Consider the following 16,267-nt stretch of genomic DNA (forward strand, 5'->3'; position numbering starts at 1 on the left):
CCCGGCCGGCCCCGCCGGGGTCGCGACGTCCCGCCCCCGCCACTGCCAGACTTCTCCCATGAGGCTCTTCGCTGCCGTACTGCCGCCCGGGAGAGAGGCCGACGAACTCGCCGGGGAGGTCGACCGCCTGACCCGGCTGCCCGGCGCCGACGACCTGCGCTGGACCTTCCGGCCCGGCTGGCACTTCACGCTCGCCTTCATGGGCGAGGTCGACGAGGAGCTGCTCCCCGACCTCCACGACCGCCTCGCCCGCGCCGCCCACCGCACCGCGCCCTTCCCCCTCCGCCTCCACGGCGGCGGCCGCTTCGGCCGGCGCGCCCTGTGGGTCGGGGCCGCGGGAGGCCTCGACCAGCTCCGGCTGCTCGCCGAGCGCGCCGACGCCGCCGCCCGCCGGGCGGGCGTGGCGATGGACGAGCACCGCCGCTACCAGGCCCATCTGACGATCGCCCGCGCCCGCGTGGACACGGACCTGCGCCCGTTCGTCGCGGCGCTCGCCCCCTTCGAGGGCAGCCGCTGGCAGGTCACCGAGCTGGCCCTCGTCCGCAGCCGCCTCCCGGGCGGCGGAGTCCCGGGAGAACGGCCGCCGTACGAGACGGTCGGCGCCTGGCCGCTGGGCGGCGCGGGTTAACCTCGAAGGGTGGACCCCAAAACCCGTAACCGGATCATGGCCGGCGTACTTGTCCTGATGTTCGCGATCATCGCGGTGGCGTCCGTCGTGTGAGGCACCCGGCCGCACGCCACGGCCGCACGTGAGGACGCCCGCCACGGCCGCCCCCGACGGACGCCCGCGACTCACCGCGCGGGGCCCGTGCGCCCGATCACCAGGCGAAGGCCTCGGGGGACGGCCCCGGCCCCGGGAAGATCTCGTCGAGACCGGCCAGTACCTCCTCCGACAGCTCCAGCTCCACGGCCCGCAGCGCGCTGCCGAGCTGCTCGGCCGTGCGCGGGCCGACGATCGGCCCGGTCACCCCGGGGCGGGTGAGCAGCCAGGCCAGGGCCGCCTCGCCGGGCTCGATCCCGTGCTTGTCGAGCAGATCCTCGTACGCCTGCACCTGCGCGCGTACGGAGGTGCTGGCCAGCGCGTCCGCAGACCGCCCGGAGGCGCGCCGCCTGCCCTCGCTCTCCTTCTTGAGGACGCCGCCGAGCAGACCGCCGTGCAGCGGCGACCAGGGGATGACCCCGAGGCCGTACTCCTGCGCGGCCGGGATGACCTCCATCTCGGCGCGCCGCTCGGCGAGGTTGTACAGGCACTGCTCGCTGACGAGTCCGAGCGTGCCGCGCCGGGCCGCGGCCTCGTTGGCCTGGGCGATCTTGTAGCCGGGGAAGTTGGAGGAGCCGGCGTAGAGGATCTTGCCCTGCTGGACGAGCACGTCGACGGCCTGCCAGATCTCCTCGAAGGGGGTCCGGCGGTCGATGTGGTGGAACTGGTAGACGTCGATGTGGTCGGTCCGCAGCCGCCTGAGGCTGGCCTCGACGGCGCGGCGGATGTTCACGGCGGAGAGCCGGTCGTGGTTGGGCCACACCTCTCCGTCGGCGGCCATGTTGCCGTACACCTTGGTGGCGAGGACGGTCCGGTCGCGGCGGCCGCCGCCCTGGTCGAACCAGCTCCCGATGATCTCCTCGGTGCGGCCCTTGTTCTCACCCCAGCCGTAGACGTTGGCGGTGTCGACGTAGTTGATGCCCGCGTCGAGCGCGGCGTCCATGATCGCGTGGCTGTCGGCCTCGTCGGTCTGCGGGCCGAAGTTCATCGTGCCGAGGACGAGTCGGCTGACCTTGAGTCCGGTGCGTCCGAGCTGCGTGTACTTCATGGACGTACAGCCAAGGCGTTGGAGTGCGCTCGAAGCAAGGGTTTGATTCCGGTCGTATCGCTCCTCCGGGTGAGGCGGGGGCCCGGCGCGGTGAGTCGGTCCGGCCGGGGCGCTTCAATGCGGGCATGGGGCTGAGGAGCGCGGTGGGCGCGGCGGTGGCGTTGCTGGTGGCGGCGGCGGGGGGAGGTGCGGCGGCTCCCGGGCCGGGGGTGCCGGGGCCCGGAGGGTCGGGGGCGGTGGCGCCGGGACTCGCCGAGCGGGTGCCGACGGTCTTCCTGGGGGACGAGTCGATCGGGAGCTACGGCATCGCGCCCGTCGAGGACGGCGCGCTGCTGTGCGTACGGGCCCGGGAGAACCTGCCCGATGTGATCGAGGACCAGCTCGCCGACCAGTCGATCCTGCTCGACATCACGGCGGACGTGTCCTGCGCGGGCGCGCGGCTGAACCATGTCTGGGAGGAGCAGGACCTCGGTGGCGGGTTGGCGGCCGTTCCCCAGAAGCGGGCCCTGACGAAGGAGACGCGGCTGGTCGTGGTCGGGCTCGGCGCCGCGACGGCGGGGGTCGGGCAGGTGCTCGAGCAGTGCTCGGCGCGGCTGCGCGGCACGGAGGGCGCGCTGCACCCGGGCGCGCCCGTGGACGCCTCGTCCCCGGCGGGCGACTGCGCCGCGTACTTCGCGCGGGGCGCGGGCGCCGCCTGGCTGGAGGCGCGCTTCACGGAGACCGGCAAGGACCTGGACAAGCTGTTCTCGGAGATCTCCAGCGAGTCCCCGGCGGCCGACGTCGTGCTGGTGGGCTATCCGCGGCTGGTCCCGGAGGACCGCGGGCGGTGCCGTGAGCCGAAGGGCGCGCGGCTGTCGAAAGGGAGAACGCGCGCAGGCCGCGAGGTACGAGCGGGCGAGCACGATCGACCGTCGACAGTCGCACAGAGCGCCCGGAGGCGGACCGAGCCCCAAAAAGTACTGACGGGCGCGGCGGGCGGGCCGTTGGCGGACATCCCGGAGGCGGCCTGGCCGCTGCTCGACGGCTCGGTCCAGGCCCGTCTGAACACGCTGATGGCGGCGAAGGCGAAGCAGCACAAGGCCCGCTTCGTCGACCTGTACGCGGCGACGGGCGCGTCGACGGCGTGCGACGGGACGGACCGGGGGACGGGCGGCCTGCTGGAGCCGTCCCAGGTGACCCTGCATCACCAGACGTTCCCCTGGTTCCTGTGGGCGAACGAGACGGGCCGCGACGGGAACGGTGACGCCGTGGCGCAGTCGATCGCGGCGATGTACGGGAGGGGTCCGGCGTAGGGGGTGTCTTGCCGGGGTCGTCAGGGCACCTCCTGCGGGGTGCCCTGTGGCGCGTCCCCGGTCAGGAGCCGCCGAGCCAGCTCGTGGCATCGAGGCGGTACGCCGTCTCCGTCGGTACGACGGTCCGCAGGGCGGTCTCCATGTCCCGTACGCGCTCGGGGCCGAGGGTGTCGGTCCATTCCGTGCGCAGCCGGTCGAAGACCGCGGCCGAGCGGGCGAGGGCGTCGAAGCCGCGCGGGGTGAGCCGGACGAGCTTGCGGCGGGCGTCGGCGGGGTCGTCGGTGCGCTGGGCGTAGCCGAGGTCGACGAGCCGGTCGACGGTCTTGCCCGCCGCCTGTTTGGAGACGCCGAGCCGCCGCCCGATCTCGCTGGCGGTCGCTCCGTGGGCGCCGACGGCCTGCAGGGCGAAGCCGTACGCCGGGCGGAGGCCGGGGTGGCCCTGGCGGGCCAGCTCGGCGTGGAGGCGGTCGATGAGCGTGCGGAAGCCGGCGAAGAGGAGGAGGGGCAGCTCGAACCCCGGAACTCCCTTGCCCTCTTCGACAACCTGGTTTACGTTTCTCTCCTCGTCATGGTCAACCATGTTGTCGATTCTACTCCCGCCCTCTCTGCCTCAGGAGTCGCCTTGTTCACCGACCACACCCTGGAGACCGCCCCCGCCGCAGCCCGCCCCGCCATGGAGTCCGTGATCGCCGCATGGGGTCACCTTCCGCAGGCGGTCGCCCGGATGGCCGAGTCCCCGCACGCTCTCGACGGCTTCCTCAAGCTGAGCGCGCTCTTCGAGTCCACGACCCTGGACCCGCACGCGCGCGAGACGGTCATCCTCACGGTCGCCACCCGCAACCAGTGCCACCTCTGCATCGCGCTGCACGAGAAGAAGCTGGCCGCCCTCGGCCCGGCCGAGGAGCCCGAACGGCTGGAGGCCATACGGCAGTTCACCCATGCGGTGCTCGCCTCGTCGGGCGCGGTGAGCTACGACGAGCTGGACCTGTTCCTCCGGCACGGCTACGACCGGCAGAACGCCCTGGAGGTCGTCCTCGGCATCGGTGCCTACACCCTGTCGACGCTGGCGAACCGCCTCACGGGCGCGACGTGAGCCACCCCGCGCCGACGGGACGGCGGCGGCCGGTCAGCGGGCGGCGCGGCGGGCGTGGTCGCGCCGACGGGCCAGCAGGGCGAGGGAGTCGGTGGGGGCCGGCCGGTCCGGACAGACGTCGAAGTGGCTGATCCGGCAGGTGTCGGAGGGCTGGGCGTGACCCAGGTCGACGGCCGTGCCGTCGCCGGCGACGCGCCAGCGCCTTCCGGCCGGGACGGAACCGATCGGCCACTCGCCGGGCTCCATGAGGATCCACCGGCCGTGCGTCGTTCGGTGCCAGGCGGCGCGCGCGCCGCACCCGGAGCACGCGGCGGTGCCGGGCTTCCGCTGGTCCGGGATGCCCCCGGCCATCGGGGCAAGCCCCGCCAGGACCTCCCCCACGAGCACCGGATCGCTCATCGCCCGCGCCCGTCGCCGTCGGCCGGCACGGTCAAGGCCGCGACAGTCTCCATGGTGCCTCCCCCCGCGCGCGGACCCTTCGGGCACGCGCGAACTCCCCATCGATGGACAGAGTGAACCCCGCGGGACAATCCCCCGTTTTCGACACCGGAAAACCTCCTCCGGGCGGGCGGTCACCGCGGGTGGCGCACGATCAGCAGGGCCTCCACGGCCCCCTCCGGTGCCTGGTACACGTGAGGGACGTCGGCGGCCCAACTGCCGTGCTGCCCAGGGCCGATCAGGACGGGGTCCCCGAGCCCGCCGACGCGCGCGATGCCGGCGAGGACGACGAGGTGCTCCGTGGTGCCGGGGGAGTGGGCGGCGGACTCCTGCGTCGCCCCGGAGCGGATGCGGATGCGGTAGGTCTCCGTCACCGAGTCATCGGCCTCGAACCGCTCGACGAGGACGGCGTCCACGGCCTCGCCGGAGATCTCGGCGGGGGACGGGAGGCCCTGCAGGGCGGTGCTCAGGGGCACCTTGAGCGCCGTCGTCAGGGCGTAGAGCGTCTCCAGGGTCGGATTGCGCCGCCCGCTCTCCAGCTCGGACAGCGTCCCCTTGCCGACCCCGGACCGGCGCGCCAGCTCGGACAGCGACATGCCCCGCGCCTCGCGCAACTCCCGTACGCGCAGGCCCGCTTCGGCGGCCAGGTCCATGGTGCCCCTTCTCGTCCGGGGCCGGTTGATCCCCGCCTCCGAGAGGTCTATCGTTCCACAAACAGAACGTTCCGTATACGGAACGCAGGTGGGCGCCGGTAGCGCCGGTCGGCACAGTACGAAGGAGTGGCATGGAGTCCCGGGAACACACGTCCCTCCCCGCGCGCAGCAGGGAGGTGGCACGCGCCCTCGCCGAGGCCGGCGTCGAAGGCCGCGTGCGCGAGCTGACGGAGTCCGCCCGCACGGCCGCTGAGGCCGCCGCGGCTCTCGGGTGCGAGGTGGGCGCCATCGCCAACAGCCTCGTCTTCCTCTCCGACGACGAGCCCGTCCTGGTGCTGACCAGCGGCCGGCACCAGGTGGACACCACGGCCCTCGCCGCCCGGTGGGGGCGTGGCGGGCTCCGGCGCGCCACCCCGGAACAGGTGCGCGAGGCCACCGGGCAGGCGATCGGGGGCGTGGCGCCGGTCGGCCATCCCCGGACGCTTCCCACCGTGGTCGACACGGCCCTGACCGAACACCCCCGGATCTGGGCCGCCGCCGGGACTCCCCGTACGGTCTTCCCCACCACCGCCGGTGAACTCCTCCGGCTCACGGGCGGGCTCCTGCTCCCCGTCGGACCGTGACCGGGGGCCCGGCCGGCCCGGGGACGGATCTGACCGGGCAGGTGGCGCTGGTCACCGGGGGGTCGAGCGGGCTCGGCCGGGCCATCGCGCTCGGTCTGGCGTCCGCCGGAGCCGCGGTGGTGGTGGCCGGCCGGCGCCCGGAGGCGTGCGCGCGGGCCGCGGCCGGCATCGCCGCGCGGACCGGCGGTACGGCCGAGGGGGTCTCCTGCGACGTGACCGAGGACGGATCGGTCCACGACCTCGCCCGGCACGTCGTCGGCCGGTACGGCCGCCTGGACGTGCTCGTCACCAGCGCCGGGATCCAGGCCCGGGGCACCCTCGACACGCTCGACGCCGCCACGCTGCGGCGCTGTCTGGACGTCAACGTCGTCGGAACGTTCCTCGCCTGCCAGGCCGTCGTGCCCACGATGCGCCGGGCCGGGTACGGCCGCATCGTCACCCTCGCCAGCGCTCTGGGGCTCGTCGGCGGCGCGGGCCGCGCGGGCTACGCCGCCGCCAAGGGCGCGGTGGTCCAGCTCACCCGCAGCCTCGGGGTCGAACTCGCGGGCACCGGCGTCTGCGTCAACGCGCTGGCCCCGGGCCCCTTCCGCACACCGTTGAACGAGGGCGTCGACGACGACCCGCGCGTCCGGGACTTCCTCGACCACCAGGTCCCGATGGGGCGCTGGGCCGAACCGGACGAACTCGTCGGCGCCGCGCTGCTGTTGGCGAGCCCGGCGGCGTCCTATCTCACCGGTGCGGTCCTGCCGGTGGACGGTGGCTGGACCGCCCACTGACAACCCGGCACGCCCGGCGCACGGCCCGTCGGACGGCTCCGCTCAGAGCGCGGCGGCCGTCGCCTCGCGGGGGCCGTGGACGTGGCGGTACGGCGAGCCGAGCCCCCATGCCTGGTGCATCGCGTCCGCGAAGGCCCCCGCCAGCTTGTGCTCGCCGGTCGGGCCGGGGTGGGTGCCGTCGTAGGTGTCCGTGCCGAGGTCGTACGACTCCGGGGTGGTGGCGAGCAGCAGCGGCGAGGCCGCCGTGTCCAGGTCGGCGACGGCCTTGGCGAGCAGCTCGTTGAAACGGGCGCACTCGGCGGCGAAGGGCGCGTCGTACGTGGCGCGGACGTTGGGGATGACGGGCATCAGGACGGCCCGGACGTGCGGGTTCGCCGCGCGGGCGGCGGCGACGAAGGCGCGGACGTTGTCGGCCGTCTGGTCGCTGTTCGTGTAGAAGCCGAGGTCTATCAGGCCGAGGAAGACCAGCAGGACGTCCGCCCGCGTGGCGGTCACCGCCTCGCCGATCAGCGGCGCCATGTGCAGCCAGCCCTCGCCCCAGCCCGCCAGATGGCGCCGGGCGGCGGCGGGGAAGGCCGGGTCGGCGTAGGCGTGCGAGAGGGGCCCGCCGGCGTCCTTGTCGTACAGCTCGGTGCGCGGTCCGACGATCTCGTACGGACCGCCCGGGCCGGACTCCAGGTGCTGCCACATCCGGTAGCGCCATGTGCAGTCGCCGGCACTGCCGATCGTGCAACTGTCACCGACGAACATGAAACGCATGGTCACCATCATCACCGACGGTGGCGACGGCCTGCGACGTGATCCCGGACACGGCACCGGGCCGGCTCCGCGGCCGCACGTGGCACGCTTGGGTCCATGCGCTCGCTCCTGTACGCCTCCGGTGCCGCGGCCCTCCTCCTGCTCGCCGCGGCCGGCCCGGCCGGGGCCGCCGAGGCCGACCGGGACTTCACCATCAAGGACGCCCGGATCGCCGAGTCCAGCGGCCTGGCCGCCAGCCGGGCCCACCCGGGGATCTACTGGACGCACAACGACCAGGACGCGCCGCTGATCTACGGCATCGACTCGCGTACCGGCGAGACCGTCGCCACGCTCACCATGAAGGGCGTCGGCACCCCCCGCGACATGGAGGCCGTCTCCGTCGGCCCCGACGGGGACATCTACGTCGGCGACATCGGCGACAACCTGGACGGCTCCTGGGACCACGTGTGGATCTACCGCTTCCCGGAGCCGAAGGTCCTCGAGGACCAGACCGTGCGGGCGAGGCAGTACGACGTGACGTACGCCGACGGCGCCCGCAACGCCGAGGCGCTGATGGTCCATCCGAAGACCGGCCGGGTCTACATCGCCAGCAAGCATGAGGACGGCGGCGGGCTCTACGCCGGCCCCGAGCGGCTCTCGTCGTCCGGCACGAACGTCTTCCGGCGGATCGGCGAGGTGCCGTGGGTGACGGACGGCGCCTTCTCGCCGGACGGCGGAACGCTCGTCCTGCGCGGCTACTTCTCCGCCCGCGCCTACGCCTGGAAGGACGGCAGGCTCTCCGGGGAGGGCGTCTCCGCGGGCGCGCCGTTCCAGGGGCAGGCGGAGTCGGTCACGTACACGAAGGACGGGTCGGCGCTGATGTTCGGCTCGGAGGGGAAGGAGAGCCGGGTCGTCCGGGTGGAGGCGCCGGGCGGCGGCCGGAGCCCCTCGGCGTCCGGGGGCCCGTCGACCCCGTCGGACGGCGGCAAGGGCGGCGGGGGTGACGGGAACGCCGGGAACGACAAGGAGGGCGGGGAAGGCGACTTCACGACGGGCGTGATCGTCCTCGGTCTCGCCACCGCCCTGGTCCTCGGCGGAAAGCGCCTCCTGCGGCGGGGCTGACCGCCCCCGGCCCACGGCGGGGCCGACCGCCGAAGGACCGGCGGCGAAGAGCCGCCGAGGCGCCCGCGTCGACCCGGCGCGCCCCCGGGTCGAGACTGGAAGGAGACCGGTCGTCGGAGACCGGAGGACCCGACGCCGGGACCGGGCCGGTCGTGAGAGGCGTGGAGGAACCATGACCGGATTCACTCGCGAGGACACCCCCGTCGCCATGGAGGGCGGGGGACTGGACTTCCGTATGCGTGAGGCCGGAGGCGACATGACCGTCGCCTTCATCCACCTTCCCCAGGGCACCGACATGGGACCGGCGCTCAAGGGGCTGGAAGACGACCTCTGCCAGTGCCCCCACTGGGGCTATCTGCTCAAGGGCCGGATCAGGATGCGGACCGCCTCGGGCGAGGAGACCTACGAGGCGGGACAGGCCTACTACTGGGGTCCCGGGCACGCGCCCGAAGCGCTGGAGGACGTCGACGTCGTGGAGTTCTCGCCGACCGTCGAGTTCAACGAGGTGATCGACCACGTGAAGGCCCAGTCGGGCTGAGCGGACCGGGTGAGGGACGACGGGGGACGGGGCACGGCGAGGGCCCGGCGGTGACACACCGCCGGGCCCTCGTCGTCGTCTTCGGTTGCTTCGGTACGACTACAGCTTCTCGATCACGTAGTCGACGCACGCCGTCAGGGCCTGCACGTCCGCCGGGTCGACCGCCGGGAACATCGCCACGCGCAGCTGGTTGCGGCCCAGCTTGCGGTACGGCTCGGTGTCCACGATGCCGTTGGCGCGCAGCGCCTTGGCGACCGCCGCCGCGTCGATGTCGTCGGCGAAGTCGATCGTGCCGATGACCTGCGAGCGCTTGGCCGGGTCCGTGACGAACGGCGTCGCGTACTTGGACTCCTCGGCCCAGCCGTACAGCGCCTGCGACGACTGCTTCGTACGGGCCACGGCCCAGTCGAGGCCACCCTGGCCGTTGATCCACTTCAGCTGCTCGTTCAGCAGGAAGAGGGTCGAGAGGGCCGGGGTGTTGTACGTCTGGTTCTTCAGCGAGTTGTCGATCGCCGTCGGGAGGGAGAAGAACTCCGGGATGTGGCGGCCGGACTCGTGGATCTTCTTCGCGCGCTCCAGGGCGGCCGGGGAGAACGCCGCCAGCCACAGGCCGCCGTCGGCGGCGAAGGACTTCTGCGGGGCGAAGTAGTAGACGTCCGACTCGGTGATGTCGACCGGCAGGCCGCCCGCGCCGGAGGTCGCGTCGACCAGGACGAGCGCGCCCTCGTCGGCGCCCGCGACCCGCTTGACCGGGGCCGCGACACCGGTGGAGGTCTCGTTGTGGGTGTACGCGTAGACGTCGACGCCCGCCTCGGCCCGCGGCTCCGGGTGGGTGCCCGGGTCGGAGGAGATCACGGTCGGCTCGGCCAGCCAGGGGGCCAGCTTGGCGGCCTTCGCGAACTTGGAGGAGAACTCGCCGAAGGTGAGGTGCTGCGACTTCGACTCGATCAGCCCGTGGGTCGCGATGTCCCAGAAGGCGGTCGAGCCGCCGTTGCCCAGGATCACCTCGTAGCCCTCGGGCAGCGAGAAGAGGTCACGCACTCCGGCACGTACCTCGCCGACCAGGTTCTTGACCGGGGCCTGGCGGTGGGACGTGCCGAGGAGGGAGGTGCCGGTGGCGGCCAGGGCGTCCAGCGCCTCCGTACGCACCTTGGAGGGGCCCGCGCCGAAACGGCCGTCGGCGGGCTTGATGTCAGCGGGAATCCGGATCTCAGCCACGAGACGGAGCGTATCCGGTCGGAAGGGCCGCGTCAGACGATGTCCGCCGGATGAGACGGCCGCCGGGACGCCGGTGAGACGTCGCCAAGGCGCCGGTGGGGACGGTCGCGGCGGCTCGCGGGGACGGTCGCCGGGACGGCGGAGGGGACGCCCGGTGGGCCATCCTGGCCGGGTGGGAGAAGACGAGCGACACGAGGGACTGGAAGAGGCGCTCCGCGCCGCCGTGGCCGGGGACGTCGACTTCGGGACCACCGCACGGGCCCTGATGACCATGGACGCGTCCAACTACCGCCGGGTGCCGCTCGGCGTGGTCGCCCCGCGTGACGCGGCGGACGTGGCGGCGGCCCTGTCGGTGTGCCGGGAGTTCGCGGTGCCGGTGGTGGCGCGCGGCGGCGGGACCTCGATCGCCGGGCAGGCGACCGGCACCGGCGTCGTCCTCGACTTCACCCGCCACATGCGGGCGCTGCTCTCCCTGGACCCCGAGGCGCGGACGGCCGTCGTCCAGCCCGGGCTCGTCCTGGACCGGCTGCGGGAGGCTGCCCGCCCGCACGGGCTGACCTTCGGACCCGACCCGTCCACGCACAGCCGCTGCACGCTCGGCGGCATGATCGGCAACAACGCGTGCGGGGCGCACTCGGTCGCCTGGGGGACCACCGCCGACAACGTCCTGGGGCTCGACGTCCTCACCTACGGCGGGACGCGGCTACGCCCCGGCCGGGACTGGCAGGGCGCGCCGGACGGGCTGCGGAGGCTGGTCGACGGGCATCTGGCGGAGCTGCGGACCGGGTACCCCGACGGCCTGCCCCGCCGGATCTCCGGCTACGCGCTCGACGCCCTGCTGCCGGAGCGGGGCGCGGACGTGGCCCGGTCGTTCTGCGGGAGCGAGGGCACGCTGGGGGTGCTGACGGAGGCGACCGTACGGCTCGTGGCGGCGCCGGCCTCGCCCGTCCTCGCCGTCCTCGGGTACCCGGACGAGGGCGCGGCCGCCGACGCGGCGGTGGAGCTTCTCGCGCACAGGCCGCTGACGGTGGAGGGGATGGCCGCCGATCTGGTGCGGGGCGCGGTGGGGCTGCCGCGCGGCGGTGCGTGGCTGTTCGTCGAGATGGACGGGGAGCCGGCGGCGCGGGCGCTGGTCCGGGCGGCGGACGCCCTGGACGCGGCGGTGGTGACCGATCCGGCCGGCCGGCGGGCGCTGTGGCGGATCCGCGAGGACGCGGCCGGGACGGCGACCCGGATGCCCGACGGGACGGAGGCCTGGCCGGGGTGGGAGGACTGCGCGGTGCCGCCCGCGCGCCTCGGCTCGTATCTGCGCGCGTTCCGGGCGCTGCTCGCGGAGTACGGGCTGCGCGGGACGCCGTACGGGCACTTCGGCGACGGCTGCGTCCACGTCCGCATCGACTTCGACCTGTGGACGGAGCGGGGTGTGGGGCGGTTCCGGGAGTTCTCGGAGGCGGTGGCGGACCTCGTGGTCGGGCACGGCGGCTCGCTGTCGGGGGAGCACGGGGACGGGCAGGCGCGGGCCGAACTGCTGCCGAGGATGTACGGCCCCGGTCTGGTCCGCCTCTTCGGCGAGGTCAAGGACCTGTGGGATCCGGACGGCGGCCTGAACCCGGGCACGCTGGTGCGGCCGGCCCGGCTGGACGAGAACCTGCGCTTCACCGGGCTGCCGGTGGTCGTCCCGGAGGCGGTCCGGTGCGTCGGCGTCGCCAAGTGCCGGGTGGCGGGGCCGAGCGCCGGGCCGGGCGTGATGTGTCCGTCGTACCGCGCGACGGGGGAGGAGCGGCACTCGACCCGGGGCCGGGCGAGGCTGCTGCACGAGATGGCCCTCGGCGAGGTGGTCACGGACGGCTGGCGTTCGGAGGAGGTCCTGGAGGCCCTCGACCTGTGCCTGTCGTGCAAGGGGTGCCGGAGCGACTGCCCGGTGGGCATCGACATGGCGGCGTACAAGGCGGAGTTCCTCCACCGTCACTACGAGGGCAGGCGGCGGCCGTGGTCGCACGTCACGATGGGCCGGCTTCCGCAGTGGCTGCGCTGGTTCGGTCCGGCCCTGAACCTCGGCGCCGCGCTGCCCTTCGCCGCCCGTCTCGCCGGCACCACCCCGGAGCGCGCCTTCCCGCGCGTCGCGTCCCGGACGTTCGTCTCCTGGTTCGGCACGCGCCTGGAGACCCCCTCCGACGCCCTGTTGTGGCCGGACACCTTCACCAACCACCTCGCCCCCCAGGTGGGACGCGCGGCGGTACGGGTCCTGGAGGCGGCGGGCGTCCGCGTCGGGCTGCCCCCGGGCCGGGTGTGCTGCGGGCTCACCTACGTCTCCACGGGCCAGCTCGACCGGGCGCGCACGGTCATGCGCCGGACGCTCGACGTCATGGAGGCCGCGACGGGCCCGGTCGTGGTCCTCGAACCGTCCTGCGCGGCCACCCTGACGACCGATCTGCCGGAGCTCCTGCCCGACGACCCCCGGGCCCGCCGCCTGGCCTCCTCCGTACGGACCTTCGCCCAGGGCCTGGAGGAGCTGGCGCCCGGATGGCGACCGCCGCGCCTGGACCGCGAGACGGTGGGGCAGACGCACTGCCACCAGCACGCCGTCCTCGGCGACGCGGCCGAGCGCCGGCTGCGGGAACGCGCGGGTCTGCGCGGCCCGCTGAGCGGCGGCTGCTGCGGCCTGGCGGGCAACTTCGGTTTTGAACCCGGGCACTACGACGTGTCGGTGGCCTGTGCGCAGGACCAGCTCCTGCCCGCGCTCGGCGCGGCGGGCGAGGAGGCGGTCGTCCTCGCCGACGGCTTCTCCTGCCGCACGCAGATCGAGCACCTGACGGAGCGCCGGGGGCGGCACCTGGCGGAGGTCCTCGCGGAGGCGATCCACGGCCGGGAGGCCTGAGCCGGCCGGGGTCGGACCTTGTCGGCCGGCCGGGGCCTTACGGACTCGGCCCGGGGCCGGGATGCTTGAGCCGGCCGGTTGGGCTCGGACCCAGCCCAGGGCCGGGAGGCTTGAACCGGCCGGTTGGGCTCGGACCCAGCCCAGGGCGGGGGATGCTTGAGCCGGCCGGTTGGGCTCGGACCCAGCCCAGGGCGGGGGAGGCCTGAGCCGGCCGGTTGGGCTCGGACCCAGCCCAGGGCGGGGGAGGCCTGACCAGGCCGGGACCGCCGAATCACGCCCTCAGGGCGCCCGTCGCCGCCTCGCGGCGCCTGCCCGTCCCCCCGGGTGCCCCGCCCCGCGCCTGCTCGACACCCCGTTCGCCCGCCCGCTCCGGGGCCTCGCGCGCCGCCGTGCCGGCCGGCTCAGGCGCCGCCGCCGGGGAGCCCGGCCGCCTCCATCCTGCTGAACGTACGGCGGTAGCTGCGGGGCGGGACGCCGCGGCGGCGGACGAACTGTTCGCGCAGGACCGCCGCGCTGCCGTAGCCGACGCGCCGGGCGATCTCCTCGACCGGCAGCTCCGTGGTCTCCAGCAGCTCCTCGGCCCGCGCCAGCCGCAGGCCCAGCACCCACGCGTGCGGGGTGGTGCCCGTCGCGGCCGTGAAGCGGCGGGCGAAGGAGCGACGGCTCATCAGCGCGCGCCGGGCCAACTCCGCCACCGGCAGCGGCTCGTGGAGGTGCGCGCGGGCCCAGGCCAGCACGTCGGCGAGCCGCTCGTCCTCGCCGTCCTCGGGGACGGGCGCGGCCAGGTACTGCGCCTGACCGCCGTCGCGGTGCGGCGGCAGGACGAGGTCGCGGGCGACGGCGTTGGCGGCGGCGGCGCCGTACTCGCGGCGCAGCAGGTGCAGGCAGAGGTCGAATCCGGCGGCGGCCCCCGCGCCGGTGAGGATCCGGCCCTCGTCGACGTAGAGGGCATCCGGCTCGACGGTGAGCGACGGGTGGCGGCGGGCGAGGAGTTCGGCGAACCGCCAGTGCGTGGTGGCCCGCAGGCCGTCGAGCAGCCCCGCGGCGGCCAGCGCGAACGTCCCCACGCAGTGCGCCCCGACCAGCGCGCCGCGCGCGTGGGCGGCCCGCAGCGCGTCGAGCACGGCATCGGGCGGCGGGGTGCGGAAGTCGGCCCAGGGCAGGGCGAGTACGAGATCGGCGGAGGCGATCCGGTCGAGGCCGTGCGTCACGGCGAGCGGCACCCCGACGTCGGTGGGGACCTGCCCGGGCCGTTCGGCGCAGAGCGCGAAGTCGAAGAGAGGCAGGCCCGGGGCCCGGGCGGCGAACACCTCGGCGACGAGACCGGCGGCGAGCATGCCGACGCGCGGCGGGGCGTAGGCGGCGACCTTCACGCGGTGACCTTCATGCGGCGAGTGTGGCACGCGGGGCGCCCCTCGTGGCAGGAATCCCGCGATCGGTGGCAGTACGGCCACTCGTGGCGGTCCGGGGGGCCGACGAGAGTAGGGGGCATGACAGAGAACCCGCTCGGCACCAGCGCCCGCTACACCGTTCTGACCACCGGTTACACCACCTCCACCGGCCCCGGCGTCGCCGCCACCGTGTCGTACGTCCGGGACGGCGACCGGCACGTGATCGTCGATCCGGGCATGGTGGCGCACCGGGACCGCATCCTCGGTCCGCTCGCCGGACTGGGGCTGGGACCGGACGACATCACCGACGTCGTGCTCAGCCACCACCACCCCGACAACACCATGAACGTCGGCCTCTTCGGCCGGGCCCGCGTCCACGACCACAAGGCGGAGTACCTCGACGACCAGTGGACCGACCGGGACGCGGAGGGCCACGAACTCACCGGCTCCCTGCGCCTGATCCGCACCCCCGGCCACAGCGCCGAGGACATCACCCTCCTCGCGGGCACGGCGGACGGGGTGGTGGCCTTCGTCGGAGACCTGTGGTGGCGCCCGGACGGCCCGGCGGACGACCCGGTGGCCCCGGACCGCGACGTGCTGCGCACCTCGCGCCTGCGGGTCATGGCGGCGTCGGACGTGATCGTGCCGGGCCACGGGGCGCCGTTCGCGACGGTGGACCAAGTGCCGGTCTAGGGGAGCCGTTCCGGCCTGGTGAGCCGGTCCTGGGCGTACGGCCCCGGGCTCGCGGCCCGGTGGCGGGCTCAGGTGCGGGTGATCTCGCGGGCGAGGGCGACCAGCGCCCCGGTCGCCGGGTGCGGGGCCGCGTCGCGCCACGCCAGGACGGTGTGGACGGCGGGCGCGTCGGTGAGGGGGCGGTAGGCGACGCCCGGGTGCGGGTGCATGTCCGCGGTGGAGGCGGCCGAGACGCCGACGCCCCGGCCCGCGGCGATCGCGGTGAGCCAGTCGTCGGTGTTGGCGACGGTGAGCGTGCCGGCCGGCCGGGGGGAGGCGGGCCAGAGGTCGAGGGTCGTCGTGCCGGAGACGGTGTTGAGGACGACCGTCTCGGACGCGAGGTCCGCGAGGAGCACCGTCGTCCGGTCCGCCAGCGGACTGTCCGCGGGGAGGGCGGCGATCCGGGTCTCCGTGATCAGCTCCTCCGTGGCGAGGCCCGGCGCGTCCACCGGTCCGCGCAGCAGGGCCGCGTCCACCTCGCCGCGTACGAGACCGGCCGTGCGGTCGTCGACGCGGAGGAGTTCGAGCGGGGTCTCGGGGTGTTCGTGCTGCCAGCGCCGGAGCAGCGGGGTGGTGTACGGACCGAAGGCCGCCCAGGCGTGGCCGAGGCGCAGCGGCCGGTGGCGCAGGCGCTCCGGGTCGAGGGCGGTGTCGAAGGCGGCGACGGCCGCGGCGGCCCGGTCGTGGAAGGCGCGGCCCTCGGCGGTGAGGGAGAGGTGGTGGGTGGAGCGGTCGACGAGGCGGACGCCGAGGTGGCGTTCCAGGGCGGCGAGCGTGCGGGAGACGGCCGGTTGGGTGAGGTGGAGCCGGGCGGCGGCCCTCGTCACGTTGCCCTCCTCGGCGATGGCGAGGAAGGAGCGGAGATGACGCAGCTCGATGCCCATGTCCTTCGAGCATAACCGCAGCCCAATCGGCATTTCCGGTGCGGCGCGGGGGTTCGTACGGTGGCAGTCGGAGCCCGGGAGGC

Annotated in this window: 17 protein-coding genes; 9 read left to right on the forward strand and 8 right to left on the reverse strand. The window is 74.6% G+C overall.

Going from position 1 to position 16,267, the window contains the following annotated elements:
• The first annotated feature begins 58 nt into the window (after nt 1-58).
• Nucleotides 59-628 carry an RNA 2',3'-cyclic phosphodiesterase gene (gene thpR / locus ACZ6RC_RS06275; protein ID WP_469579657.1) on the forward strand — a complete coding sequence of 190 codons (570 nt, stop codon included), beginning with the start codon at nt 59-61 and terminating at the stop codon, nt 626-628.
• Between the two features lie 190 nt (nt 629-818).
• Here the strand turns inward: thpR and ACZ6RC_RS06280 are convergent, their stop codons facing one another.
• Nucleotides 819-1,808, reverse strand: a complete 990-nt coding sequence (locus ACZ6RC_RS06280; RefSeq protein WP_469579659.1) for an aldo/keto reductase — start codon at nt 1,806-1,808, stop codon at nt 819-821.
• A gap of 125 nt (nt 1,809-1,933) precedes the next feature.
• Between ACZ6RC_RS06280 and ACZ6RC_RS06285 the strand changes: the two genes are divergently transcribed.
• Nucleotides 1,934-3,100 carry an SGNH/GDSL hydrolase family protein gene (locus ACZ6RC_RS06285; protein ID WP_469579660.1) on the forward strand — a complete coding sequence of 389 codons (1,167 nt, stop codon included), beginning with the start codon at nt 1,934-1,936 and terminating at the stop codon, nt 3,098-3,100.
• Between the two features lie 61 nt (nt 3,101-3,161).
• On the opposite strand, the gene ACZ6RC_RS06290 is transcribed toward ACZ6RC_RS06285, so the two are convergent.
• Nucleotides 3,162-3,680: a MarR family winged helix-turn-helix transcriptional regulator gene (locus ACZ6RC_RS06290; protein ID WP_469579662.1), complete on the reverse strand. Its 519-nt coding sequence runs from the start codon at nt 3,678-3,680 to the stop codon at nt 3,162-3,164.
• Between ACZ6RC_RS06290 and ACZ6RC_RS06295 the strand changes: the two genes are divergently transcribed.
• A complete protein-coding gene (locus ACZ6RC_RS06295; protein ID WP_391143791.1) occupies nt 3,669-4,193 on the forward strand; it encodes a carboxymuconolactone decarboxylase family protein in 525 nt (174 codons plus the stop codon). The two genes, ACZ6RC_RS06290 and ACZ6RC_RS06295, sit on opposite strands and share 12 nt — an antisense overlap.
• Before the next feature lie 33 nt (nt 4,194-4,226).
• Here the strand turns inward: ACZ6RC_RS06295 and ACZ6RC_RS06300 are convergent, their stop codons facing one another.
• On the reverse strand, nt 4,227-4,592 hold the full coding sequence (locus tag ACZ6RC_RS06300) for a DUF6083 domain-containing protein (RefSeq protein ID WP_391143794.1): 366 nt from the start codon (nt 4,590-4,592) through the stop codon (nt 4,227-4,229).
• A 173-nt stretch (nt 4,593-4,765) separates the two neighbouring features.
• Nucleotides 4,766-5,284, reverse strand: coding sequence for a helix-turn-helix domain-containing protein (locus ACZ6RC_RS06305; RefSeq protein ID WP_469579665.1), 519 nt, complete (start codon nt 5,282-5,284; stop codon nt 4,766-4,768).
• 131 nt (nt 5,285-5,415) lie between these two features.
• Between ACZ6RC_RS06305 and ACZ6RC_RS06310 the strand changes: the two genes are divergently transcribed.
• Both ACZ6RC_RS06310 and ACZ6RC_RS06315 read left to right on the forward strand, forming a co-directional pair.
• Nucleotides 5,416-5,907 carry a YbaK/EbsC family protein gene (locus ACZ6RC_RS06310; protein ID WP_469579666.1) on the forward strand — a complete coding sequence of 164 codons (492 nt, stop codon included), beginning with the start codon at nt 5,416-5,418 and terminating at the stop codon, nt 5,905-5,907.
• Complete coding sequence (locus tag ACZ6RC_RS06315; RefSeq protein ID WP_469579668.1) at nt 5,904-6,683, forward strand: SDR family NAD(P)-dependent oxidoreductase; 780 nt, start codon at nt 5,904-5,906, stop codon at nt 6,681-6,683. Before ACZ6RC_RS06310 ends, ACZ6RC_RS06315 begins: the two co-directional genes overlap by 4 nt.
• A 42-nt stretch (nt 6,684-6,725) precedes the next feature.
• Here the strand turns inward: ACZ6RC_RS06315 and ACZ6RC_RS06320 are convergent, their stop codons facing one another.
• Nucleotides 6,726-7,442: a GDSL-type esterase/lipase family protein gene (locus ACZ6RC_RS06320; RefSeq protein ID WP_391143803.1), complete on the reverse strand. Its 717-nt coding sequence runs from the start codon at nt 7,440-7,442 to the stop codon at nt 6,726-6,728.
• Nucleotides 7,443-7,538: 96 nt separating this feature from the next.
• On the opposite strand from ACZ6RC_RS06320, the gene ACZ6RC_RS06325 reads away from it, so the two are divergent.
• Complete coding sequence (locus tag ACZ6RC_RS06325) at nt 7,539-8,543, forward strand: WD40 repeat domain-containing protein (RefSeq protein WP_469579671.1); 1,005 nt, start codon at nt 7,539-7,541, stop codon at nt 8,541-8,543.
• A 172-nt stretch (nt 8,544-8,715) separates the two neighbouring features.
• Nucleotides 8,716-9,081, forward strand: coding sequence for a cupin domain-containing protein (locus ACZ6RC_RS06330; protein WP_391143808.1), 366 nt, complete (start codon nt 8,716-8,718; stop codon nt 9,079-9,081).
• A gap of 99 nt (nt 9,082-9,180) precedes the next feature.
• Here the strand turns inward: ACZ6RC_RS06330 and serC are convergent, their stop codons facing one another.
• Nucleotides 9,181-10,299: a phosphoserine transaminase gene (gene serC, locus ACZ6RC_RS06335; protein ID WP_391143810.1), complete on the reverse strand. Its 1,119-nt coding sequence runs from the start codon at nt 10,297-10,299 to the stop codon at nt 9,181-9,183.
• Nucleotides 10,300-10,471: 172 nt separating this feature from the next.
• Between serC and ACZ6RC_RS06340 the strand changes: the two genes are divergently transcribed.
• Nucleotides 10,472-13,177, forward strand: coding sequence for an FAD-binding and (Fe-S)-binding domain-containing protein (locus tag ACZ6RC_RS06340; protein WP_469579673.1), 2,706 nt, complete (start codon nt 10,472-10,474; stop codon nt 13,175-13,177).
• Nucleotides 13,178-13,578: 401 nt separating this feature from the next.
• On the opposite strand, the gene ACZ6RC_RS06345 is transcribed toward ACZ6RC_RS06340, so the two are convergent.
• Nucleotides 13,579-14,514 carry a GlxA family transcriptional regulator gene (locus ACZ6RC_RS06345; RefSeq protein WP_469580755.1) on the reverse strand — a complete coding sequence of 312 codons (936 nt, stop codon included), beginning with the start codon at nt 14,512-14,514 and terminating at the stop codon, nt 13,579-13,581.
• Between the two features lie 153 nt (nt 14,515-14,667).
• Here ACZ6RC_RS06345 and ACZ6RC_RS06350 point away from each other — a divergent pair, with 153 nt between their 5' ends.
• Nucleotides 14,668-15,261, forward strand: a complete 594-nt coding sequence (locus ACZ6RC_RS06350) for an MBL fold metallo-hydrolase (protein WP_391143816.1) — start codon at nt 14,668-14,670, stop codon at nt 15,259-15,261.
• Nucleotides 15,262-15,329: 68 nt separating this feature from the next.
• Here the strand turns inward: ACZ6RC_RS06350 and ACZ6RC_RS06355 are convergent, their stop codons facing one another.
• On the reverse strand, nt 15,330-16,184 hold the full coding sequence (locus ACZ6RC_RS06355; RefSeq protein WP_469579675.1) for a LysR family transcriptional regulator: 855 nt from the start codon (nt 16,182-16,184) through the stop codon (nt 15,330-15,332).
• Nucleotides 16,185-16,267: the final 83 nt, after the last annotated feature.

Source organism: Streptomyces sp. NPDC048353, from assembly GCF_055587165.1.